20 protein-coding genes and 2 tRNA genes are annotated in these 21,909 nt (G+C 71.3%); 14 read left to right on the top strand and 8 right to left on the bottom strand.

Annotated features, from left to right (window positions below; genetic code table 11):
* The first annotated feature begins 40 nt into the window (after positions 1-40).
* The 3 genes from PKF00_RS42015 to PKF00_RS42005 all read left to right on the top strand — a co-directional run bounded on the left by PKF00_RS42015 (position 41) and on the right by PKF00_RS42005 (position 5,174).
* Positions 41-113, top strand: a tRNA-Ala gene (locus PKF00_RS42015).
* 412 nt (positions 114-525) lie between these two features.
* Positions 526-1,812, top strand: coding sequence for an MFS transporter (locus PKF00_RS42010; protein WP_271223370.1), 1,287 nt, complete (start codon positions 526-528; stop codon positions 1,810-1,812).
* Between the two features lie 65 nt (positions 1,813-1,877).
* On the top strand, positions 1,878-5,174 hold the full coding sequence (locus PKF00_RS42005; RefSeq protein ID WP_271223369.1) for an AfsR/SARP family transcriptional regulator: 3,297 nt from the start codon (positions 1,878-1,880) through the stop codon (positions 5,172-5,174).
* Between the two features lie 242 nt (positions 5,175-5,416).
* On the opposite strand, the gene PKF00_RS42000 is transcribed toward PKF00_RS42005, so the two are convergent.
* Both PKF00_RS42000 and PKF00_RS41995 read right to left on the bottom strand, forming a co-directional pair.
* Positions 5,417-6,778, bottom strand: coding sequence for an ATP-binding protein (locus PKF00_RS42000; RefSeq protein ID WP_271223368.1), 1,362 nt, complete (start codon positions 6,776-6,778; stop codon positions 5,417-5,419).
* Positions 6,775-7,452 carry a response regulator transcription factor gene (locus PKF00_RS41995; protein WP_271223367.1) on the bottom strand — a complete coding sequence of 226 codons (678 nt, stop codon included), beginning with the start codon at positions 7,450-7,452 and terminating at the stop codon, positions 6,775-6,777. The genes PKF00_RS42000 and PKF00_RS41995 overlap by 4 nt, the downstream gene beginning before the upstream one ends.
* Positions 7,453-7,502: 50 nt before the next feature.
* Here PKF00_RS41995 and PKF00_RS41990 point away from each other — a divergent pair, with 50 nt between their 5' ends.
* The gene (locus PKF00_RS41990; RefSeq protein WP_271223366.1) at positions 7,503-8,189 is read left to right on the top strand and encodes a hypothetical protein; all 687 of its coding nucleotides are present in this window, start codon (positions 7,503-7,505) and stop codon (positions 8,187-8,189) included.
* On the opposite strand, the gene PKF00_RS41985 is transcribed toward PKF00_RS41990, so the two are convergent.
* Positions 8,186-8,701, bottom strand: coding sequence for a 2-thiouracil desulfurase family protein (locus PKF00_RS41985; protein WP_271223365.1), 516 nt, complete (start codon positions 8,699-8,701; stop codon positions 8,186-8,188). The two genes, PKF00_RS41990 and PKF00_RS41985, sit on opposite strands and share 4 nt — an antisense overlap.
* A gap of 86 nt (positions 8,702-8,787) precedes the next feature.
* Between PKF00_RS41985 and PKF00_RS41980 the strand changes: the two genes are divergently transcribed.
* From PKF00_RS41980 to PKF00_RS41950, 7 genes are all read left to right on the top strand, one after another.
* Positions 8,788-9,150 (top strand): hypothetical protein, encoded by a 363-nt coding sequence (locus PKF00_RS41980; protein WP_271223364.1) that lies wholly within the window; start codon positions 8,788-8,790, stop codon positions 9,148-9,150.
* Entirely contained in the window at positions 9,147-9,527 is a 381-nt protein-coding gene (locus tag PKF00_RS41975) for a hypothetical protein (RefSeq protein WP_271223363.1), read from the top strand. Before PKF00_RS41980 ends, PKF00_RS41975 begins: the two co-directional genes overlap by 4 nt.
* A 60-nt stretch (positions 9,528-9,587) precedes the next feature.
* Positions 9,588-10,271, top strand: a complete 684-nt coding sequence (locus tag PKF00_RS41970) for an SRPBCC family protein (RefSeq protein ID WP_271223362.1) — start codon at positions 9,588-9,590, stop codon at positions 10,269-10,271.
* Positions 10,272-10,476: 205 nt separating this feature from the next.
* On the top strand, positions 10,477-11,706 hold the full coding sequence (locus PKF00_RS41965) for a CynX/NimT family MFS transporter (protein WP_271223361.1): 1,230 nt from the start codon (positions 10,477-10,479) through the stop codon (positions 11,704-11,706).
* A gap of 88 nt (positions 11,707-11,794) precedes the next feature.
* Positions 11,795-12,637, top strand: coding sequence for an alanyl-tRNA editing protein (locus PKF00_RS41960; RefSeq protein ID WP_271223360.1), 843 nt, complete (start codon positions 11,795-11,797; stop codon positions 12,635-12,637).
* A 236-nt stretch (positions 12,638-12,873) separates the two neighbouring features.
* The gene (locus PKF00_RS41955) at positions 12,874-14,304 is read left to right on the top strand and encodes an MFS transporter (RefSeq protein WP_271223359.1); all 1,431 of its coding nucleotides are present in this window, start codon (positions 12,874-12,876) and stop codon (positions 14,302-14,304) included.
* 19 nt (positions 14,305-14,323) lie between these two features.
* A tRNA-Ala gene (locus PKF00_RS41950) sits at positions 14,324-14,396 on the top strand.
* A gap of 140 nt (positions 14,397-14,536) precedes the next feature.
* Here PKF00_RS41950 and PKF00_RS41945 read toward each other — a convergent pair.
* A complete protein-coding gene (locus tag PKF00_RS41945) occupies positions 14,537-15,535 on the bottom strand; it encodes a quinone oxidoreductase family protein (protein WP_271223358.1) in 999 nt (332 codons plus the stop codon).
* A gap of 87 nt (positions 15,536-15,622) precedes the next feature.
* On the opposite strand from PKF00_RS41945, the gene PKF00_RS41940 reads away from it, so the two are divergent.
* The gene (locus PKF00_RS41940) at positions 15,623-16,045 is read left to right on the top strand and encodes a MarR family winged helix-turn-helix transcriptional regulator (protein WP_271223357.1); all 423 of its coding nucleotides are present in this window, start codon (positions 15,623-15,625) and stop codon (positions 16,043-16,045) included.
* 125 nt (positions 16,046-16,170) lie between these two features.
* Here the strand turns inward: PKF00_RS41940 and PKF00_RS41935 are convergent, their stop codons facing one another.
* Entirely contained in the window at positions 16,171-17,208 is a 1,038-nt protein-coding gene (locus PKF00_RS41935; RefSeq protein WP_271223356.1) for a TerC family protein, read from the bottom strand.
* Between the two features lie 738 nt (positions 17,209-17,946).
* Positions 17,947-18,525, bottom strand: coding sequence for a TetR/AcrR family transcriptional regulator (locus PKF00_RS41930; protein WP_271223355.1), 579 nt, complete (start codon positions 18,523-18,525; stop codon positions 17,947-17,949).
* A 79-nt stretch (positions 18,526-18,604) separates the two neighbouring features.
* On the opposite strand from PKF00_RS41930, the gene PKF00_RS41925 reads away from it, so the two are divergent.
* Positions 18,605-19,021 carry a VOC family protein gene (locus PKF00_RS41925; protein WP_271223354.1) on the top strand — a complete coding sequence of 139 codons (417 nt, stop codon included), beginning with the start codon at positions 18,605-18,607 and terminating at the stop codon, positions 19,019-19,021.
* 69 nt (positions 19,022-19,090) lie between these two features.
* On the opposite strand, the gene PKF00_RS41920 is transcribed toward PKF00_RS41925, so the two are convergent.
* Positions 19,091-20,092, bottom strand: coding sequence for an alpha/beta fold hydrolase (locus PKF00_RS41920; RefSeq protein WP_271223353.1), 1,002 nt, complete (start codon positions 20,090-20,092; stop codon positions 19,091-19,093).
* A 121-nt stretch (positions 20,093-20,213) separates the two neighbouring features.
* Between PKF00_RS41920 and PKF00_RS41915 the strand changes: the two genes are divergently transcribed.
* Complete coding sequence (locus PKF00_RS41915) at positions 20,214-21,062, top strand: helix-turn-helix domain-containing protein (protein ID WP_271223352.1); 849 nt, start codon at positions 20,214-20,216, stop codon at positions 21,060-21,062.
* 89 nt (positions 21,063-21,151) lie between these two features.
* Here the strand turns inward: PKF00_RS41915 and PKF00_RS41910 are convergent, their stop codons facing one another.
* A complete protein-coding gene (locus PKF00_RS41910; RefSeq protein ID WP_271223351.1) occupies positions 21,152-21,634 on the bottom strand; it encodes a hypothetical protein in 483 nt (160 codons plus the stop codon).
* Positions 21,635-21,909 lie beyond the last annotated feature (275 nt).

Here is a 21,909-nt window from a genome sequence, read left to right as displayed (position 1 = left end):
TTCCGAAGCGCCGCGACGAGAGGACTCGGAGCGGTGACCAGGGGCTATGGCGCAGCTGGTAGCGCGCCTCCATGGCATGGAGGAGGTCTGGGGTTCGAATCCCCATAGCTCCACCCCGGGTCGTTCTCACGGACGGCCGAAGGAAGTCGACGAGATCCCGTCCGATCGGCTTGATCGGGCGGGATCTCGTCGTTTTCCGGCTCGACACGGCCGCCTCCCGCGGTCGCCCTGCTCCTCGTGGCTCCCTTCCGCCGCGGCAGGGGCACATGCCTCCCGTCTTTCCGGCGCGGGACGACGAGCGGGTCCGCGCATCGGGGCTCGGGCCGGAGAGGGTTCCCGGTCCCGGAGTGCGTACCGATCGGGACGGCTTTCCCATTGGTAAAGGTGATCTATCAGGATCCTGATGATCAAGAGCTTTAAACCTACCCAGATGCGTGATTAGTCTCACAATCCGGTCATTTAGGAATCCATCTCTCTTTGGGGGGTGTTCGGTACTTCGATAAATCCCCAAAGAAGGACAAAGTCGTGTCTTTGTCAGCGGCGACGCTGCGTTCCCTCAAGCACCACAACTACCGGCTATGGGCGGGAGCCGACCTGGTCTCCGTCACCGGCACCTGGATGCAGGTGCTGGGCGTCAACTGGCTGATCCTCTCCAAGACCGGATCGGCGGCCAGTGTGGGCCTGAGCCTCGTCCTCCAGGCGCTTCCCACCCTCCTGCTCGGGCTGTGGGGCGGCGCTCTGGCCGACAGGCTTCCCAGCCGTCCGGTGGTGCTCGCCACGCAGGTCGCCCACGCGGTCCTCGCCGCGGTCCTCGCATCGGTCGCGATGAGCGACCCGGCCTCGATGACCCCCGTCTACGGTCTTGTGCTCGCCAGTGGCGTGGTCAGCGCGATCGGCGGGCCCGCGCTCGGCAGGTTCGGCGCGGAGGTCGTCCCCCGGGAGGACCTGCCCAACGCCCTCGCGCTCGGCTCCGTCATCAACTCGGGGGGCCGCATCCTCGGCATGAGCCTGGCGGGCATGCTCCTCCCCTTCACCGGCGCCGGCGGCCTGTTCCTCCTCAACGCGGTGAGCTTCTTCGCCGTGATCGCCTCGATCCTCGCGATGCGCGCCTCCGAGATGCACCGGCTCGTGCACGCGGGGGAGAACAGCGGCAGCGTGCGCGCCGGCCTCGCCTACGTGCTGCGCACGCCGCGGCTGCTGGTCCTGCTGGCGCTCGCGCTCGTCCTGGGCAGCCTGGGGCGCAACTACCAGGTCACCATGGCGGCCATGAGCGCGGGACCGCTGGACGCCGGAGCGGGCGGATACGGCCTGCTGTCGACGGTGTTCGCGATCGGCACCGTGGCCGGAGGCGTGATCGCCGCCGGACGCCCCCGCCTGACGATCGGGCTGCTGCTCGGCGCCGCGCTGCTGACGAGCGTGGCCCAGAGCGTGAGCGGTCTCATGCCGGGCATGGCGGCCTTCGCCGCGCTCATCCTGCCGATCGCGGCCGGAGCCGTGATCATCGACACCACCGTCGGCACGCGTGTCCAGCTGGACAGTCCCGGTGACATGCGCGGGCGCGTCATCGCCGTCCAAGGGGTGGTGAGCGCGGCCGCGGGCGCCGTCGGCGGCCCCCTGCTCGGCTGGCTCTGCGACGAGCTCGGCCCCCGGCTGACTCTCGAGGCGGCGGGGGCGGCCACCGTGGCCGCCACACTGGTCGCCGCCGCCGCGCTGGCCCGCCTGTCGAACGTCCGGCTGGACAGAGCCGTTCTGCTGCCCGTGCGGGGAATCCTGCGCCGCGCGCCCGCCGAGCAGGCCGCCGCTCTCCCCTGAGCCCCGGCAGGCTCGGGGCCGCCGGCCGGTGCGCGCCGGGCCGGTCAAGCACGATAATCGGTGCCATGTGGGTCGGCTTGCTGGGCGCGACGGAGGTGCGGGACGCCGAAGGGAGCCCGGTCGCCGTGGGCGGGCCGAGGACGCGGGCGCTGCTCGCGATGCTGGCGCTCGACGCGGGACGGGTGGTCACCGCGGAGCGGCTGATCGACGGACTCTACGGCGACGCCCCCGCGGGCAACGTCGTCAACGCGCTGCAGGCGCAGGTCTCCCGGCTCAGGCAGTCGCTGGGAGGCGCAGGCACGGTGGAGTTCCATCCGGCGGGCTACCGGCTCGCGGCGCGGCCGGAGGACGTCGACGTCCACCGGTTCGAGCGGCTGGCGGCGCGAGGACGTCGGGTCATGGCCGCGGGCGACGGGGTGGGCGCCGCCGCGCTCCTGCGCGAGGCGCTCGGCCTGTGGCGGGGGCCCGCCCTGCCCGACGTGGGCGAGGCTCCGTTCGCGCCGGCGCAGGTCACGCGCCTGGAGGAGCTGCGTCTGGCGGCGCTCGAGGACCGCGCGGAGGCGGAGCTGGCGGCGGGTGAGCACCGGGCGCTGGTGGCCGAGCTGCGGGCGCTGGTGGCCGTGCACCCGCTGCGGGAGCGGTTACGGGGACAGCTCATGCGGGCGCTGTACGGCAGCGGCAGGCAGGCCGAGGCGCTCGCCGCGTACGAGGAGGTCAGGCGGCTCCTGGCCGAGGAGCTCGGAGCGGAGCCGACGGCCGAGCTGGCCGCCACGCACCTGGCCGTGCTCAGGGCGGACCTGCCGCGGGGTCCTGCGGCGTTCGGGGCCGACCCGGCTCCGCCCCTGGTCGCGTCCGGGCAGGCTCCGCCTCCGGCTGCGTCCGGGACGGATTCGTCTCCGCGGGACGGGACCCGGCAGGTCGGGCGGGAGACGGCCGTCCTCCCGGCGACGGGACCCGTCGCACGGCACGCCCTCACGGCGCAGCTGACCAGTTTCGTGGGCAGGCGCGAGGAACTGGCACGGGTCGGCGCGCTCCTTGAGGAGGGACGCCTGGTCACTCTCACGGGGCCGGGAGGAGTGGGCAAGACACGCCTGGCGGTCGAGGCGGCGGCGCGGCGGCCGGGGGAGGTCCACTTCGTGGATCTCGCGCCGCTGAGCCGGGAGGCCGAGGTCGCCCAGGCCGTGTTCGGCGTGCTCGGGCTCCGCGAGACGGGACTGACGCCGGGAGCGGGCAGGCCGCAGGCCGACGCGGTCGAGCGGATGATCGCCGCGCTCGCCGGGCGTCGCGTCCTGCTCGTCTTCGACAACTGCGAGCATCTCGTCGAGGCCGCGGCGGAGCTCGCGGGACGCCTGCTCGGCGCGTGTCCCGGACTGCGGATCCTCGCCACGAGCAGGGAGGCGCTGGGCATCACCGGAGAGAGCCTGTGCCCGCTGCCCGCGCTCGCGGTGCCGCCGCAGGGCACGCCCGCGCCGCGGACGCTCGACTACCCCGCCGTCCAGCTCTTCGCGCACCGGGCCGCCGCCGTGCTGCCGGGCTTCACCGTCGACGAGGCGAACGTCGAGGCCGTCCTGCGGATCTGCCGGGCTCTCGACGGGCAGCCGCTGGCGATCGAACTGGCCGCGGCGCGGCTGCGGTCGCTGCCGGTCGCCGAGGTGGCCGCAAGACTGGACGACCGGTTCCGGTTGCTGTCGCGCGGCAGCCGTACCGCGCAGCCGAGGCACCGCACGCTGCGCGCGGTGGTCGAGTGGAGCTGGGACCTGCTCGACGAGACGGAGCGGGCGCTGGCCAGGTGGCTGACGGTCTTCAGCGGCGGCGCCACCCTGGAGGCGGTCTCCTCGGTGTGCGGGCTGCCCGACGACGAGGTGGTCGAGGCGCTGACCGGCCTGGCGGACAAGTCCCTCGTCGAGGTCTCGGGAGACCGTTACCGCATGCTCAACACGATCCAGGCGTTCTGTGCCGAACGCCTGGCGGAGGCGGGGGAGACGGAGCGGCTGAGGCGCTCGCACGCCGACCACTTCCTCGGCCTGGCGCTGACCGCGGAGCCACGCTTGATCACCGCCGGCCAGCTGGAGTGGCTGGCCTCGCTCGACGCCGAGCGTGACAACCTGCACGCCGCGCTCCACCGGGTCTCCGAGGCGGCGGACGCCGCCGACACGGGGCGGGCGCTGCGGTTGCTGGCCTCCCTGACGCCCTACTGGTGGCTGCGCGGGATGCGCAGCCAGGGGGCGGCGCGCGCGGAGGAACTCGTCAGGAGGATCGGTCCGCACCCTCCCGACGGGTTCGAGGAGGAGTACACCCTGTGCGTCCTGAGCATCGCGTCGGGCGGATCCCGCAGCGAGTTCGACGCCCATCTGGACAACGCCGTCGAGACGATGCTGGCCAGGGGAGGCCCGCCCCGGCAGCCCTTCCTGACCATGATGCTGGGCATGGCGATGGGCGTCCCCGAGGCGCGGAAGGCGAACCTGGGCGACCAGTGGCACAAGCTCGTCGGCGCCGACCCGTGGAGTCAGGCGCTCGGCCACCTCGGCGAGGGGCTGAGGGTGCTGTACGCCGGGCGGATCGACGAGGCCGAACACGGGCTCTCCGCCGGGCTGGACGGCTTCCGCGCCCTCGGGGAGCGGTGGGGGATGGCGGTCGCCCTGTCCGAGCTCGCCAAGATCGCCGAATGGCGGGGTGACGTCGAGCGTGCTCGAACCCTGTGCGGTGAGTCCCTCGAGCTGGCCCGGGAGCTCGGCGCCGACGAGGACATCGCCGAGCGCCTGTGCCAGCGCGCGGGGGTGCGGGCGCGGACGGGCGACCTGGACGGGGCGCGGGAGGACGCGGAGCGGGCGGCCGAGCTGGCCCGCCGTACCGGGGCGTCCGAGGTGCTCGCCCTGGCCAACCACGAGCTGGGCGTCATCGCCAGGGCGCGGGGCGAGTTGGCCGAGGCCCGGCGGCTGGGGGAGGCGGCGCTGGCCGGATGCTCCGCCGGGTGGTTCGGGGCCGAGGAGACCCGGGCCACCGTCATGATCGGCCTCGGGCTTGTCGCCGAGGCCGAGGGCGACGCCCGGGCGGCACTGGCCTGGTACCACCGGGTGCTGGTCTCCGCCGCGAACCAGCGCAACGTGGCGACGGCGGCGCTGGTGACCGAGCTGCTGTCAGGCGTCGCGCTGCTGGAGGGGGACGCGGAACAGGCGGCCCTGCTGCTCGGCGCGGGCATGGCGACGCGCGGCAGCGCCATGGCGGGCGACGCCGACGTGGCGCGACTGGCTGCGGCCACCAGGAGGGCGCTCGGAGAGCGGGCGTACGAGGAGGCGTACGGACGGGGCGCGTCCATGACCTGTCATGAGGTGTGGCCGGCGGTCGGCGTTCCCCCGATCTGACACCCGGGCGCGTCCGTCCACGACGGGCCGGGCGGCGACTCCGTTCACGACGGGGCCGGATCGGCGGCTCCGCTCACGACGTCCCGCGTGCTCGCCCACGACGGGACCGGCCGCTCTGTTCACGACAGGATCACCCGGGGCCGGGCATCGTCCACGACGGGGCCTAGCGGGCCGCCACACGGGCGGTGGGCGACCCGTCAGGCTCATGGGCGCCGCGACCCTGTGACGCCCCCACCGGCCTCTCAGCGCCTCTCGGCCGTCTCCCGTGAGGAGCGCTTCCCGCGCGACCACCGCTTCCCCGCGGGACGCCTGGCCGTACGCGCGGTGCGGTCGCGCTGGTCGGTGCGGAACCACAGCTGCACCCTGGCTCCGCCGAGGGCGGAGACGTCGATCCGCAGCGTGCCGCCCGAGCCCTCGGCGAGCTGGCGGGCGATGTCCAGGCCGAGCCCGGTGGATCCCGACCCGCTGGCTCCCCGCCGCAGCGCCGCCTCGGGGTCGGCGATGCCCGGCCCCGCGTCGGCGATCAGGATGCCGGCCGTGTCCGAGCCCTGGTGCAGCGTCACCGTGAACGCCGCGCCCTCCGGGGTGTGCCGGAAGACGTTGCCGAGCAGCGCGTCGACCACGGCGCTCAGCTCGGCCGCCGCGACCGGGATCCTGACCGGCTCCGCGGCGCCGATCAGCTGCCACGGCCGCTGCTGGTCGTCCGCCAGGGCGGACCAGAAGGTCAGCCGCTCGCGCAGCACCTGGGCGGCGTCGCAGTGGACGAGCCCCGGCGCGCGGGAGGGCTGCCTGGCCGCCGCGATGATCTCGTCGACCTCGGACTCCAGGCGGCTCAGGGCCAGGCGGCTCTGCTCGGCCTCCGGACCCAGGTGGTCCAGGCTGAGCCGCAGGGCCGTGAGCGGTGTGCGCAGCCGGTGCGACAGATCGGCGGCCATCTCCCGTTCGGCGGCCAGCAGCTGGACCATCTGGTCGGCCATGGTGTTGAAGGCCTCTCCCGCGGCGGCCAGTTCCGCGGGTCCCTCGGGGGCGATCCGGACGCTGAAGTCGCCCGCGCCCAGTGAGGCCGCCGCGCGGCCCAGGCGCCGCGCCGAGCGCACCACGCGTACCCCGAGGCGGTCGGCGACCAGCACCGATCCCGCGACCAGGACCACCGCGACCCCGCTGAGCACCGCCCACGACGCGGCGACGCCCCGGGTGAGGTCGTTGGACGGCACGAGGATCTCGATGACGGCGCTCCGGCCGTTCTCCAGGGTGACGGGACGCAGCAGCAGGTAGTCGTCGCCTGACTCCCAGATCACGGCCCGCGTCAGCTGGGACAGCGCGGCCACGGTCTCCGCCGGAGCCCTGAGCGTGCCGACCGAGCCGCCGTCGGGCAGGTGGAGGGCGATCCGCTCCTTCGCGCCGGTGCTGGCCACCGCGCGGGTCAGCCGTTCCGGGTTCGTGGTGATGGCCAGCACCGGGACCAGCGCCGACGCCTGCCGCTCCGCCTCCGCCACCGCCCGGCCATGGGCGATCTCCCTGACGATGAGCCCGAGCGGGATCAGGAAGGCCAGGGCGATCATCGAGGCTCCCGCGACGGCGAGCAGGGCCAGGGTCCGTCTCACGACGGTGTGATCAGCATGACGCCGACGCCGCGCACGGTGTGGAGGTAGCGGGGGGAGGAGGCGCTCTCACCGAGTTTGCGCCGCAGCCACGACAGGTGGACGTCGATGGTCTGGTCGTCGCCGTAGGACTGCTGCCACACCTCGGTGAGCAGTTCCTTGCGGGAGACGACCCGGTCCGCCCTGGCCGCGAGGTAGGCGAGCAGGTCGAACTCCCGCCGGGTCAGCGTGAGCGGCGCGCCGCCAAGGGCGGCCTCGCGCCGGTTGAGATCGACCGCGAGCGCGCCGATGTGCAGCACCGGCGGCGGGGTCGCCGCCCTGGCCCTGCGCAGCACGGCGTCAAGCCGGGCGTTCAGGTGGTCGCCGGAGAACGGTTTGACCAGGTAGTCGTCCGCGCCCGCCTCCAGCAGGCGGACGATCTCCGCCTCGTCGTCCCTGGCCGTCGCCACGATGACCGGGACGCTGGACACGCTGCGGACCATCTTCAGGGCCTCTGAGCCGTCCAGGTCGGGCAGGCCGAGATCGAGGATCACAGCGTCGGGGGGATTCTGGGTGATCTCCCGCAACGCGTCGAGTGCCCGCCCCGCGCTGCGCACGGCGTGCTGACGCCTGCCCAGTTCCTGGATGATCGCGGAACGCACGTACTCGTCGTCTTCCACCACGAGAACCGTCGCCATACGACGTAACCGTAGTGAACAAAGAGACACATGAGGTAATAATTCACCGCATGCGGCAAACCATGGGATTCATAGCGGTGTGGTGTGGCGCCACGGTCCTGGCGGCCTCGATCACCTGGTTCGGAGTCCGTGACGTGCTGCGCAGCCAGGTCTTCGACGACGCGAGGGTCGAGTCCCTCAACTCCGCGCTCACCCGGGTGGGAGCCGCGCCGCTCGTTCCCACGACCCCCACCGGCCCCGGCGAGACCCCCGGCACGCCGAGCGCCTCGCCCTCGCGGAGCAGACACGTCCCCGCGCCCGACGTCTCGGTCACCGCCACCCGGGACACGCGCCAGACGCGGACCACCGGCTCCCCGCACACCACCATCCGGGACCCGGCCCGTTCGAAGGGCTCCACGATCTCCAACCCCGTCAGGTCCACGACCGCCGCGCCCCCACCCGCCCAGACGACGTCCGCCGCCCCCAAGGCCGCCAGGCCGTCCGCCACGCCCAGTTCCTCGGCTCAGGCGGCGCTCGCGGACGAGGGGACGCGGGTGGTGAGCGCCAGGAACGGCTCGGTCTCGTTCAGCATCGAGGCGGGCGTGTGCCGCCTGGTCGCCGCGAGCCCCAACGCGGGTTTCGAGAGCCAGGTCTCCCAGGCCGACGGCTGGATCCGGGTCGACCTGGTCCAGGGCCAGCACGGCTCCGCGGTCTTCTGCATCGGCAAGGAGAACCGCACCGACGTCTGGGAGTACTAGGACCTGTCGGGGGGCCGGGCTTCGGCGAGCTCGCGCAGCCGTACGGCGGCGTCCGCGACGTGGTCCTCGGTGAACACCGAGACGCCGTGCAGTTCGAGCAGGGCGGCGGTCACGCCGACGCCCGGCACACGGCGTCCCCGGAAGGAGCCGTCATAGACGCTCAGGCCTCCGCAGGAGGGGCTGCCCTCCTTGAGGATCGCCACCCTGACGCCGAAGGACCTGGCCACGGCGAGCGCCGCCTGGGCTCCGGCGAGGAAGGCCCGCGTGACGTCGGTCCCGTCGGCCGTGAGCACCCGGGCGGCTCCCGCGAGCACGGCCGCGCCTCCCGCGCCGCCCTCGATCTCGGAGGCCGGACGCGGCACCGGCAGGCCGCCCTCGACCTCGGGGCAGAACGGGACCAGCCGCCCCTCCCGCCGCCAGGCGGCCAGCAGCGCGTCGCCGCTGGTCTTCGCGGCTCCGTCGTAGCGGACTCTCCGTCCGACCAGGCACGCGCTGACCAGGATCCTCTCCATGGAACCAGCGTATGCGCCGCGGCGGGGAGGGCGACGGTACCTGCCAGTACCCTACTGGTCATGCCTCCTGCCACGGTGACGTCCCGGTGATCGGCCCACTTGCGACCGGCCTGATCGTGCTGGCGCTGCTGATCATGCTGTCCGGCATCGTGACCGCCGTGCGGAACAGGCCGATGGGGACCGTGATCCTCGTCGCGCTCGGGGTGCTGGAGGTGGGCCTGCTGGTCCAGGCGGGCTTCGCGGTCGCCGGAGTGATCGGCGGCGAGGGGGCAGGGGAGACGGCGACCCTGATCGGCTACCTGGCGGGCACCCTGCTGATCCCGCCCGCGGCGGCCTTCCTCGGGCTCGCCGAGCGCTCGCGCTGGGGACCCGCTGTGATCGCGGTCGGAGCCTTCGCGGTCTGCGTCATGGTCGGGCGGCTTCTCCAGATCTGGCACGGAACGGCATGAGCGAACCGGCGATCGGCTCGGGCCCCGGACGCGCGCTGCTCGCGGTCTACGGCGTCTTCGCGCTGGCCGCGGGGGCGCGCGCGGCGGTGCAGATCGCGACGCGCTTCGAGGAGGCCCCGCTGGCCTACGCGCTCTCGGCGTTCGCCTCGGTGGTCTACGTCGTGCTCACCGTGGCGCTGGCCAGGGGAAACCGGCGTCTCGCCCTGGTCGCCTGCGGCATCGAGCTGGCGGGGGTGCTCATCGTCGGCACACTGAGCATGGCCGACCCCGCGGCCTTCCCGCACGCCACGGTCTGGTCGGGGTACGGCAGCGGCTACGTGTTCATCCCTCTCGTCCTGCCGGTCATCGGCCTTTACTGGCTTTTGCGGCGTAAATAGTTAGGCTCCGGTCTCCTCGGGCAGGTCTGGTCCCCGAACCCACAAGAGGGAGGCAGACCTGTGAGCACGATCGAACAGTCCGTCGATGTGAACGTCCCGATCAGGACGGCCTACAACCAGTGGACCCAGTTCGAGAGCTTTCCCGAGTTCATGGAAGGCGTCGAGTCGGTCAAGCAGCTGAGTGACACCCGTACGGCCTGGGTCGTCGAGATCTCGGGGGTTCGCCGCGAGTTCGAGGCCGAGATCACCGAGCAGCACCCCGACGAGCGGGTGGCGTGGAAGTCCGTCGACCGGCCGCACCAGGCCGGGGTGGTCACCTTCCATCACCTCTCCCCGGAGACCACCCGTGTCACGCTCCAGATGGAGTACGACCCGGAGGGCTTCGTCGAGACCGTCGGCGACTGGCTGCAGATCGTCCGGCTGCGCGTCCGCGGCGACCTGGAGCGTTTCAAGACGTTCATCGAGGCACGCGGCGGCGAGACCGGCGCCTGGCGCGGCGACGTGCCGGGGCCGCAGGATCGGGGCACGGGCGCGACCGGTGCCGGTGCCGGTGGCGTCGGCGGCGTCGGTGTGACCGACAGGCCTGAGGGCGGTCACGGCTTCGGCGAACCGGCGCCCCCGCGCACGGTCGGTCAGGAGTACCCGCCGCAGTCCCCGCTGGCCCCGCCCGGCAGCGGCCCGCTGCCCGGAGCCGGTCGGCGGCCCGGTGAGGAGCCGCCCGCGACCCCGGGGCCGCGCATCTGACGTCGGCGTTCGCCGAAGCCCCCGCGCTCGCGCCTGACGAGTGAGAAAGCCGGGTCACGCTCTGTAAGAGGGAGCGTGGTCCGGCTTTCACGTTGTCAGGGGTTTTTGGTGCCAGGAACAAACTTGATTTTGGGTCCTGTTACAGTTGGAGTCAGCCAATCATCCTACGATTGGGTGAATCGATTGAAGGAGGACTGACCCCCGCATGAGCGTGCTAACCCATCAGACACGGGGCCGCACCGGTGGCACGACTGGATCTCTGGCCTGGTTGCTCGTGCTGGGAATCGTCCTCGCCGCACTGAACCTGCGCACCGCGGTCACTAGTGTGGGACCGGTTCTCGATCACATCTCGTCCGGCCTGGGCATGTCAGGCGTCGGGGTCGGACTCCTCACCACACTACCCGTGCTCATCTTCGCCTCGGTCGGAGCCGTGACCCCGGCGCTGGCCAGGAGGCTGGGCGAGCACAGGCTGCTGCTGCTCGCCCTGGTCACCCTCGGCGCGGGACTGCTCATCCGGGCGATGGTCCACTCCGCCGAGGTGTTCCTGTTCAGCAGCGCCCTCGCCCTGTCCGGCGGCGCCGTGGGCAACGTGCTCATCCCCACCCTGATCAAGCGTCACTTCCCCGGCAGAGCCGGGACCATGACCACCGTCTACACCACCGCCCTCGCGGTCGGCACGATGCTCGCGGCCGCCGCGACCGTGCCGATCGAGCGGGCCGCCGACGGCAACTGGCACGTTGCCCTCGGGGTGTGGGCGGCGCTGGCCGCTGTCGCCGCCATTCCGTGGCTTGCGCTGTTGCGCAGTGAGCCGGAGCGGGACACGGGCAGCAGGGACCTCGGACCGAGGACCCTGATCAGGAGCAGGCTGGCCTGGGCGGTCGCCGCCTACTTCGGCACGCAGAGCATGGTCGCCTACATCATGTTCGGCTTCCTGCCCAAGATCCTCGTCGACGGCGGCTACACCACCGGCCAGGCCGGGCTGGTGTTGGGCGTCTTCACCGCGATCGGCATCCCGGTCTCCATGGTCGTGCCCTGGATCGCCTCGAAGTTCGCCGACCAGCGGCCCGTCGTGGCGGCGTTCGTGGTCTTCTACACGATCGGCTTCCTCGGCCTCTGGCTCGCGCCCTCAGGCCCGGCCTGGGTGTTCGCCATCCTGGTCGGCATCGGGATGGGGTCGTTCCCGCTGGCGCTGACCATGCTCGCCCTGCGCACCCGCACCCCGGAGGCCACCGCGGCGCTCTCCGCCTTCGGGCAGAGCGCCGGATACCTCATCGCGGGCGCGGGCCCCCTGGTCGTCGGCGTGATGCACGAGTCGAGCGGAAGCTGGACGCCGCCGTTCCTGCTGCTGTTCGCGGTGGTCGCCGTCCAGTTCGCGACCGGCTGGTACGCGGGCCGCGCCCGCTACCTGGAGGACGAGCGGGTCCTCGCCGCCTGATCACCTCACCGGTACGGCTTGCGCCTCCTCGGGGGCGGCGCAAGTCGTACCGGCATGTCAGGAGAAGTCGTGCTGGCATGATGAGGGGATGGAAATCGGGGGATCGACACTCGTCGGCTATCCGGACGGCGGGATCCGAGGACGCTCGGCGGTGCTGGCGACCGTGCCCGTGGGCGGCACGCACGGAACGATCGTGGCGGAGACCCCCTTCCACCCCCTCGACCACACCTGGCCGGACCAGCCCGCCGACCTGGGAACCATCGCCGGGATCGCGGTGACCGACTGCCTGACCGGAGCGGTGGCCGACGGCGAGCGAGCCGTCCACGTCGGCGAGGACATCCCGGTGCGCCGCGGCGCCCCCGGCTGGAGCTGGCTGGTCGTCCACGTCACCGGCGAACCAGTGCCGGAGGGGGAGGTCGAGCTCGTGGTCGACGCCGAGCGTCGTCACGCGCTGTCGGCCGGGCACACCGCCTGTCACCTCACGGCCCTCGCGCTCAACGCGGCGCTGGCCGACCGGTGGCGCAAGGAGGTCGCCGTGGACGGCCTCGGCAACCCCGACTTCGACCAGACGGCCATCACCTCCTCACGGATCCTGCCCCGTGGCAGCCGCGACGTCTACCGGCTGGGAAAGTCCCTGCGCCGCAAGGGGTTCACCGCCGACGGGCTGGCCGAAAGCCTGACGGAGATCACCCGGACGATCGACGGCAGGCTCAAGGAGTGGATCGAGGCCGACGCCCCGGTCTGGATCGAGAGCCCCGGGCCCGAGCTGACCGCGCGCCGCGCCTGGCACTGCGGCCTGCCCGCCGGCGAGGTCGCCATCCCGTGCGGCGGCACCCACCTGTCCCGCACCTCCCAGCTCGGCTCGGTCACCACGACCCTCGACCTGTCCGCGGACGGCGCCGAGCTGACCATGCGCACGACCGTCGGCTGACGCCCCGACAGGAAACAGTCACCTGATCACGCGTGCCGATCACGCGTGCCGGTCGCGGCGCCCTGGATCGGGCGAACGCCCTGGCCTGCGGCGGCACGGTCTCCGCCGAGGCACTCAACCACCATGACTCTCAAGAGGTATCACGCTAGCCATTACGTGACATGACCCGAGAGATGACGTTTTCTGACGAGCATTTACCATTTCATTGCGAAAGTCGATTGGAAATGGGGGAAAACGTGGCAGGAGTAGCCGTCGCCGAGCCCGACACCGTGCGGCAGGGCAGGCAGCTCTGGCTCACCCTGCTCGCCCTCTCCGTGGCGGGGATGATCGTCTCCGTCCAGCAGACCGTGGTCATCCCGCTGCTGCCCCGCCTGATGACCGTCTTCGGGGTGCAGGTCGCCGAGGTCACCTGGGTCTTCACCGCCTCGCTGCTCGCGGGCGCGGTGGCCACGCCGCTGCTGTCCCGTCTCGGGGACATGTACGGCAAGAAGCGGATGATCCTGTTCACCGTCGGCCTGCTCGTGCTGGGTTCGGCGGTCTGCGCCGTGTCGGACTCCCTGTCGGTGCTGATCGCGGGGCGGGCCCTGCAGGGCGCGTCGGCGGCGCTGATCCCGCTGGCCATCGGCATGATCCGGGACAGCTTCCCGCGGGCCCGGGTGATGACGGCCATCGGAGTGGTCAGCGCGACCATGGGGGTCGGCGGCAACCTCGGCATGATCGTCACAGGCCTCATCGCCGACCGCACCAGCAGCCACCATCCGGTCTTCTGGATCACCGCGGGGCTCGGCGCGGTCGCGATCGTCCTCATCGCCCTGAGCGCCCACGACGCGGGAGCCCGCGCGGGAGGCCGCCCCGACTTCGTCGGCGCGCTGCTGCTGTCCGCCTGGCTCGTCTGCCTGCTGCTCGCCGTCTCGAAGGGGAACGACTGGGGGTGGGGCTCGGGTCCCGTGATCGGGCTCTTCGCGGGCGCGGCGGTCCTCTGCGCGGTGTGGGTGTTCAGCCAGCTCAGGCTCAGGGCGCCGATGGTCCGCCTCCACCTGCTCGTCGGCCGCCACTCCCTGCCCGCCAACCTGGCCGCGCTGCTGCTGGGCTTCGCGATGTTCGGCTCCTTCACCCTGGTCTCCAGCTTCGTCCAGACGCCTGCCTCCGTCGGGTACGGCTTCGGCGCATCGGTCCTCGACGTGGGCCTGTACGCCCTGCCCAGCACCGTCACCATGCTGTTCTCGTCCTCCATGGCCGGACACCTCTCCTCGCGTCTCGGCCCCGCCAACTCCCTGGCCCTCGGCGCGGCCCTCACCGCGGCCGGATTCGGGTGGTTCGCGCTCTTCAACACCTCGGTGCTCCACCTGCTCGGCTCGAACGCGCTGCAGGGCCTGGGGTTCGGGGTCGCCTACGCGGCGCTGGGGGCGCTGGCCGTACAGCACGTGCCGATGGACCAGAGCGGCATCGCCAGCGGCATCAACTCCCTGGTCCGCTCCATCGGGGGCAGCGTCTCCGGCGCCGTCACCGCCGCGCTCCTGGCCTCGATCACCGTCGCGGGCACAGCCGTACCCGCCCGCGGGGCCTATCTCCTGTCCTTCGCGATCATCACCGCCGGAGCCGCGGCCTCCGCCGTCGTCGCCCTCGTCTCCGGTGTGATGGCGCGGGAGGTGTCCGGAGTCGGCTAAGATTTCATCTGCGTCGCAAGGGGCTATGGCGCAGCTGGTAGCGCGCCTCCATGGCATGGAGGAGGTCTGGGGTTCGAATCCCCATAGCTCCACAGAGGGCCGTTCTCGAGACGGCCTGAAGCACGTTGACGAGATCCCGTCTGATCACTCCGATCGGACGGGATCTCGCTGTTTTCCCGGATGGCGTAGCCGCCGGCAGGCTTCCCCGCAGCCTCGAGCGGCTTGTCGCGTCCTATCCGACCTTGAGGGCCAGCTTCCCGACATAGTGATCGTTCAGAGCGCGATGCGCGTCCTTGACCTGACCGAACGGGAAGGTCCGGGCGACGTGGACCTCGAAGGAGCTCGCCTCGATGATCGCGTTCAGCCGATCGGTGGCCGCGCGGCTTCGATCCCCGTCAAAATAGGACACCGTCGCACCCGGCGAGGCCACAGGCGCGGGCAGGACGCCATTCGGCCAGGCGATCCGCCCCGAGTTCCTGATCGCGCGAAGAGACCGTTCCGCGGTCTCGCCTCCCGCGGTGACCAGAGCCGCATCGAGCCCGCCTGGCGCGAACTCGGACGCCGCAGCCAGCACATCGTCTTTGCGACCGTCGACGGCCTCGTCTGCGCCCAGCCGGCGGGCCAGGGCGACACCGTCGTCACCAGAGGCCACGGCCAGCACGCGGATGCCGCTGTGCCGCGCCAGCTGTACGGCCAGGTGCCCGATGCCCCCACTGGCCCCGAAGACCATGAGCGTCTCGTCCGGCCGCAGGTCGAGCAGATCGAGGCCGCTCAGTGCGGTCAGGGCGTCCCAGGCCATCGCTCCGGCCTGCTCGGTCGGCATCCGGTCGGGTACGCGCGCCACGAACTCCGCCTCAACGAGGCCGTACTCGGCGTAGAAGCCACCACGCGGCACCGGCATCGTCGCAGCGTAGACACGCTCGCCCACGTCGAACCGGGTGACGTTGCGGCCGACCGCGGCCACCGTGCCCGCCGCGTCCCAGCCGAGGACATAGGGGAAGGCCGACGCGACGCCGAAAGCGCCGTCGTATTCCCCCTCCCGCTCGACCGCGTCCCAGGACCCGACCCCTGCGAACTCCACCTGGATGAGGACGTCGTCATCGCCGACCTCCGGGAGCGGTATCCGGCGTGACGAGAGTTCGTCGACGCCGCCGAACCGGTCAAGGACGACCGCGTTCATCTGCGGCACCACGATCGCGCCGCCCGCTGTGCGCTCAGCCCTGCTGTCCATCGGCTCCCCTTCATTACTTGAGTGAATCAAGTATTGATTGGACCACATCTGCTTGAGTGAATCAAATAACTCCTCTAGGCTGGCGCCATGGCGCTGCCAAACGGACCCGTAGCCACCTCCTCCAAGGCTGAGGCCGTTTTGTTCGAGCTGATCGACGTGTACGACCGTGCCTACGAGGCGGCGGCGGCGGAGCTGTCGCTCAGCTCGGCGCAGGCATGTGTGCTCGGGCGGCTCGACGAGCGCCGCGGCATGGGAGCCTTGGCCGAGGAGCTCGGCTGCGACGCCTCCAACATCACCCAGATCGTGGCGCGTCTCGAAGGGCTCGGCCTCGTGGCCCGCGAACCGAATCCCCGGGACCGCCGGGCACGACTCGTGGCGCGAACCCCCCGAGGAGACGAGGTCAACCACCGGTTCGCAGAAGCCTTCACCTTCGCCCGCACGGCGATCGGACGACTTTCACCCGACGAGCAGGACCAGTTGACGGCGCTGCTGCGAAAGGCGCTGGGCTGACAGCGGGAGTATGAAACGCATCTGCTGCGAGGGTGTCCATGTCAGTCGTCACACGCTGAGCGTCGACACCCTCGCCCTGTCTCCGCAGCCGCGTCTTCCTGCGGCTGGCCCTTGGAATCAATCATCTAGTGCGTCGGCCACGAGTGGGGTTCGGGTTCGGCGGGTGAGGAGGCGGGATTCGCGTCGCGGCGGTTGACGTACACACTCGTGATCGTGACGGTGATCAGGACCGCGACGATGACCCCCAGCGAGATCGGAGTAGGAATCTCCGGGACCCACGCCCAGACGCCGTGCGCCCAGTGCAGAACGAGCTTGATCCCGATGAAGGCCAGGATGACGCCGAGTCCGTGGTTCAGGTGCCGCAGTTTCGTCAGGACACCCAGGAGCACGAAGTAGAGCGCTCGCAGGCCCAGCAGGGCGAAGGCGTTGGTGGCGAAGACGAGGAAGGGGTCCTCGGTCACGCCGTACACCGCAGGCACCGAGTCGACGGCGAAGACGATGTCGGTGGCGAAGACGGCCACGATGGCCAGCGCCAGCGGGGTCAGAGCGCGGCGGCCGCCCTCGCGAACGACCAGGTGGGAGCCGCGATAGTCGTCGGTGACGGGCACGAAGCGCCGCAGCAGCCGGATCGTGCGCATGGAGGAGATGTCGACCGTCTGTTCCCTCCCGCTCAGCGCGTCCTTGAGGATCTTCCCAGCGGTGACGACCAGTATCCCGCCGAACAGCAGGAACGCCCATGTGCCGCTCTGCAGAACGGCCGCCCCCAGGGCGATGAAGATCGCGCGCAGTACCAGTGCCCCGATGATGCCGTACAGCAGGACCCGTTGGGCCAACGCGGGCGGGACCGCGAAGGCGGACAGCAGCAGCATGAACACGAACAGGTTGTCCACCGACAGTGACTTCTCCACCACGTAGCCGGTGAAGAACTCCGTCGCCACACCGGACCCGAAGACCCCCCATACGTAGACGCCGAAGATCAGAGGCAGTGCCAGGTAGAAGACCGACCAGCCCACCGCCTCGCGCATCCGCACTTTGTGCGGGCGCCGTGTCAGTATGAAGTCCACGGTCAGCAGTAACGTCAGAGCTGCCACAGTGATCGTCCACAGTTTCGGCGAACCAATCGTTTCAAGATTGGCTGCCGACAGGACTGTCTCGGCGGGCATGAGATCTCCTCGAACGCGCTCGGCTGTTCGAGGTCTCCTTCGCCCACGCCTGCGGGCGGCCGCCCGGGGACGTTTCGAAACGTCCGTACTGACCGGATCGGCTCTTGGGAAGTACTCCCCTCGTCGTCCCAGATTAGGCCACTTCCTGGGCGGCGCTCTACCCCTGGGGCGGTGGCCGGGAATGGTCGCGGGCATTTGACTAGGGCCTGAGCTGCACGGATAGTGGACTCAATGCGGAGGGGAGTACCCACCGTCCGACACCCCGATCGTCATCACGGTCCTCGAGCACAAGGAGACCCGGCGGGGTGGCCCTCGTGCGACATGGGGGTGTGGGAAGACCTTCGTCCTCGTGGTCACATGTCCACAGCGAGGTCGAGGGAGGGCTCGATGTCGACCACTGCGCTTCTCGAAATTCTGCTGGGCGTCCTGTTGACGATCTCCGCGATCGCCGCCGCCGCCGTCCTGTGGCCGGGTAGGCCCTGGCCTCGGCCGCCGTCCACCTTCGAACCGCCTTCTCCGTGCCGTCCGCCGCTGACCGGTACGAGGCTCCAGAGCGCGGCCGGTCGAAGGCGCCGCCATCGGGACGGAGCCCGCCTGCACCGCCCGGGCGATCACGGCGGCAATGAGAGCCGCCGATCCTGTGGCTACTCCCGGAGGACGTGAGAGGGAAGGTGACGAGATCCCGTCCGATCGGCTTGATCGGGCGGGATCTCGTCGTTTTCCCGGCTGAACCGCCGGTCAGCCGCGCAGGGACTCCAGCATGCGGGTGAGGGCGGCCTTGGTGTCGGCGAGGTCGCCGGGGTCGGCCGAGGTGGCGAGCCACAGGGCGGCCTCGTTCATGGCGCCGGAGAGCAGGCGGACCAGGGGGGCGACCGGTTGCCTGGCGATGACGCCGGCCTCGATCAGGTGAGTCAGCGCGTCGGACAGGTGGCGGGCCGAGGCGGCTTCGTCGAGCGCGCGCCACTCGTTCCAGCCGAGTACGGCAGGGGCGTCGATCAGCATGATCCGCTGGACGTCCGGGTCGGCGCTCGCGGTGAGGAAGGCGTGGCATCCGGCGACGAGTTGGTCCCAGAGGTCCGGCTCGGCGTCGGCGGTCGCGGCCACGCGCCGGCCGACCTCCTCCTGCACCTGCGCCAGGACGGCTCGGAACAGCGCCGCCTTGCCGTCGAAGTGGTGGTAGAGGGCGCCCTTGGTGACGCCGGCGGCGTTGACGATCTGGGACAGGCCCACGGCGCCGTAGCCCTTGGCCGTGAACAGCCGCCTGCTCTCCCGTAGCAGTGTGCGCCTGGTCTGTTCGCGTTGCTCGGCTCTGCTCATGTCGCTCCTCGCGCTGTTGACATACCGATGGTACGCCAAATAGCTTTCGCGTACTGACGGTATGCGAAAGGGGTTCGCCATGATCCTGACCAGCTTCTATCCGGTCGTCTGCACCGAGCGCCTGGCCGAGAGCCGGGACTTCTACGTCGGCCTGTTCGGCTTCGAGCCGACCTTCGAGGCGGACTGGTACGTGAGTCTGCGGCGGCCCGGCGCGCAGCCGTACGAACTGGCCCTGCTCGACCACCAGCACCCGACACTGCCCGAGGCGTACCGGGCGCCGGTGCGGGGGCTGCTGCTCAACTTCGAGGTGGAGGACGTCGACGCGGAGTGGGAGCGGCTGGTCGTACGGCATGGCCTGCGGCCCGAGCTGGAGCTGCGTAGCGAGGGCTTCGGGCAGCGGCACTTCATCGTCGCCGATCCGAACGGGGTGCTGATCGACGTGATCACGCCGATCGAGCCGTCCGCCGAGTACGCGGAGCAGTTCAAGGAGGGCTAGGGGCGAGGGCGTACCCGGGAGAAGATCGCTTCGGATCCGCAAAGCGATCTTCAGGTGGGCTCCGCCTCGTCAGCGTGGCGCGGCTTCGACGGCGAAGTCATGCAGGAGGGCTCCGGTGGCGCCGGGGTCCTCGAACATGGGTGTGTGGCCGACGCCGTCGAGGATCTCGATCCGGGCGCGGGGGACTCGCCGGTAGTCCTGGGCGGAGGACGGCTGCCATCGCCGGTCCTGGGAGCCGAAGATCACCAGGGTCGGCAGGCCGAGGCCGGCGAGCCGGTCGGGGATGGGCCGTTCCTTCAAGTACGCGCTGGACGCCTCGTCGGTCGCGATGAGGCCGCGGTAGGTCATGCCCCGGATGTCGGCGACGATCTGGTCGGGGACCCGCACCTCGCGGGTGAACGCGGTGCTCAGCGCGTCGCGGATCGTGCCGTCGGTGCGCAGTCGCCAGATCAGCTCCCCTGCCACCGGCGTGGTCATCAGGCGGGCGACGAAGCCGTCGCCGAGGAACGCGTCAGCCCGCGGGCCGGTGTCGATCAGCACGAGCGCCGTCACCAGGTCGCGGCGCCGCTCGGCCAGCGACGTGGCGACGGCGCCGCCGGTGGAATGCCCGACGACGGTCGCGCGGCGCACCCCGAGCTGATCGAGCACGGCCCCGACCCGGTGTGCCTGCTCCGCGATGCCGTAACCCTCGACCGGTTTCGCTGATCCGCCGTGCCCGAGCAGGTCCACCCGCACCACGCGCAGGTCCCGCAACGGCGGCAGCACCGGATCCCACCATGCCGCCGAGCCGGCCAGGCCGTGCAGGAGCACCACCGCGGGCGCGCCGGGCGGTCCGTCCTGCACGACGTGGACGTCCCCGCCGGGAAGGCGCACGATCTGCTCGCCGGAGGCCTCGGCTGTCTCCGTGCGCACTGACACCGTGTTCCCCGCCAGCAGGACGACCAGTCCGGCGACGGCCAGCGACGTGATCCGTCGCCGTCGACTCCATGCCCGCAGCCCGCGTGCGGCGCTCGGCGCCGCGTCCGCGCGGCCGTGGGTGCGTTGGTCTTGCGGGCTGGTCGTCTCGTCCAAGGTTCCTCCGTCGGTCGGTCCGGGTGACAACACCATCCCGGTGGCGGCGCGACGCGTCTTGAAGAAATGTCGCCGTCTCACGCGCTGGTCGACCCCGCCGAGCCGCTCGTATAGTCGAGGCGTGCGACCAGTTCGCCGGGAGGCAGACTCCACCGCTGCCTGGGAGATCGCGCGACCGTCACGGGCAACCGCGTTGCCCGGTGTCGACATGGCCGGATTCCGTATTGGCGGCGACAGCCCGACCGAACTGCGAGCCATCCCTCATCCCGCCGTCACCGTGGCCGTCGAGTTCGGTGACCGCTCGTTCGACGTCCACGGCGAGACCGGCCGGACGCGGTTGAAGAGCCTGGCCGCCGGGCTCGCCTTCAGCGCGTTCCAGGTGCGCGCCGACGGCGTCGAGTGCGTGCAGATACGCCTGTCTCCGCTTGCCGCGCACCACGTGCTCGGGTTCCCGCTCGGGGAGTTGCGCGGGAGGGTCGTCGCACTCGACGACCTGTGGGGCCGCGACACGTCGCGCCTGCGGGAGCGGCTTCACCATGCGCGAACCTGGCCGGAGCGCTTCGCGCTGATCGACACGGAACTGTTCCCCCGGCTCCAGGCGGGCAGGCCGGTCGATCCCGAGGTCGCCTGGGCCTGGCGCCGGATCGTCGCCAGCCGCGGCCGGGCCCGCGTGAGCGACCTCACGGCCCGGACCGGGTGGAGCCGCCAGCGCATGTGGTCACGCTTCGGCTCGCAGATCGGCCTGACGCCCAAACGCGCCGCCATGCTGGTCCGCTTCGATCACGCCGTCCACCGCCTGGTGCGTGGGCACACCCCCGCGCGGGTGGCGGCGGACGGCGGTTACGCCGACCAGTCCCACCTTCACCACGACGTCCGCGCGTTCACCGGGACGACCCCCGCCGCCGCCGCGAACGAGCCGTGGCTGACCGCCGACGACACAGCCTGGCCGGCACACGGCGGCGCGGCCTGACCGGCGCCGTGAGCGACCGGCCCGCAGAAAGGAGATCCAAGTCCCAGGTGAGAGTCAGGTCGAGGGGGCCCACGTCAAGGAGGCTCCCCTCATCCGCCCGGGAAGAGTTCGTGCAGGAGTGTGCAGCCCGGCATGGCCTGGGCAGGACGCACGCCTACGGCGAACATCTCCGGGTCGTCGAACACCGGTTCTCCGCTGGGGCGGCGTGCGTACGGGACACGCCCGTAATCCACGCCGTCGCTTTCGTGGAAACTCATCCAGGTGATCGTTTCCTGTTCCCCTTCGCGTAGAGGATGGTTGGACACGGCCCGGCTGTAGACGGTGTCAGGTGTGGTGACCCATACCAAAGGGACGGCGAACACCCATCGCGTCGCCTGGATCTCCTGTGCTCTGGCGGCTGCGCGCGTCTCGAACGAGACGGCGGACCGCGGGCCGCGGAGGTAGTCGTAGTCGCTGAGCACGAGCCTCCGCTCTCCTTCGAGAGCGACGATCGCGGGGCGGTCACAGGCGGCGATGTTCTTCTGGAGACGCTCGACCACATCGAAGAGCAGTGCGGCCGTCTCGTTGTTCATCGTGTCCTCCGAAGCTTGCAGTCCTCAGATCCTTCGTGGCGCGGAGCGACCTCGCAGAGCTGGCCGGACTGTCTTGGCCAGGGTGCGCCGGTCGAGGAACCCCTCAGGGGCTGGACGGTGTCACGGTCGAGGTCGTCGACATCGGCGCGCACCATGCGGTGCGTGTCGCGTTCGGCGTGTACGGCTCCCCGTACGGCCCGGTCGTTTTCGGAAACCCGCCGGTGCTGTTCCACCGCGGGTGTCGGCCCGCGCCGGAGGACGACCGCCCTCCGGCG

This window comes from Streptosporangium carneum (assembly GCF_027922005.1).
GTDB lineage: Bacteria > Actinomycetota > Actinomycetes > Streptosporangiales > Streptosporangiaceae > Streptosporangium > Streptosporangium carneum.
This window is presented reverse-complemented; position numbering and strand designations above follow the sequence as displayed.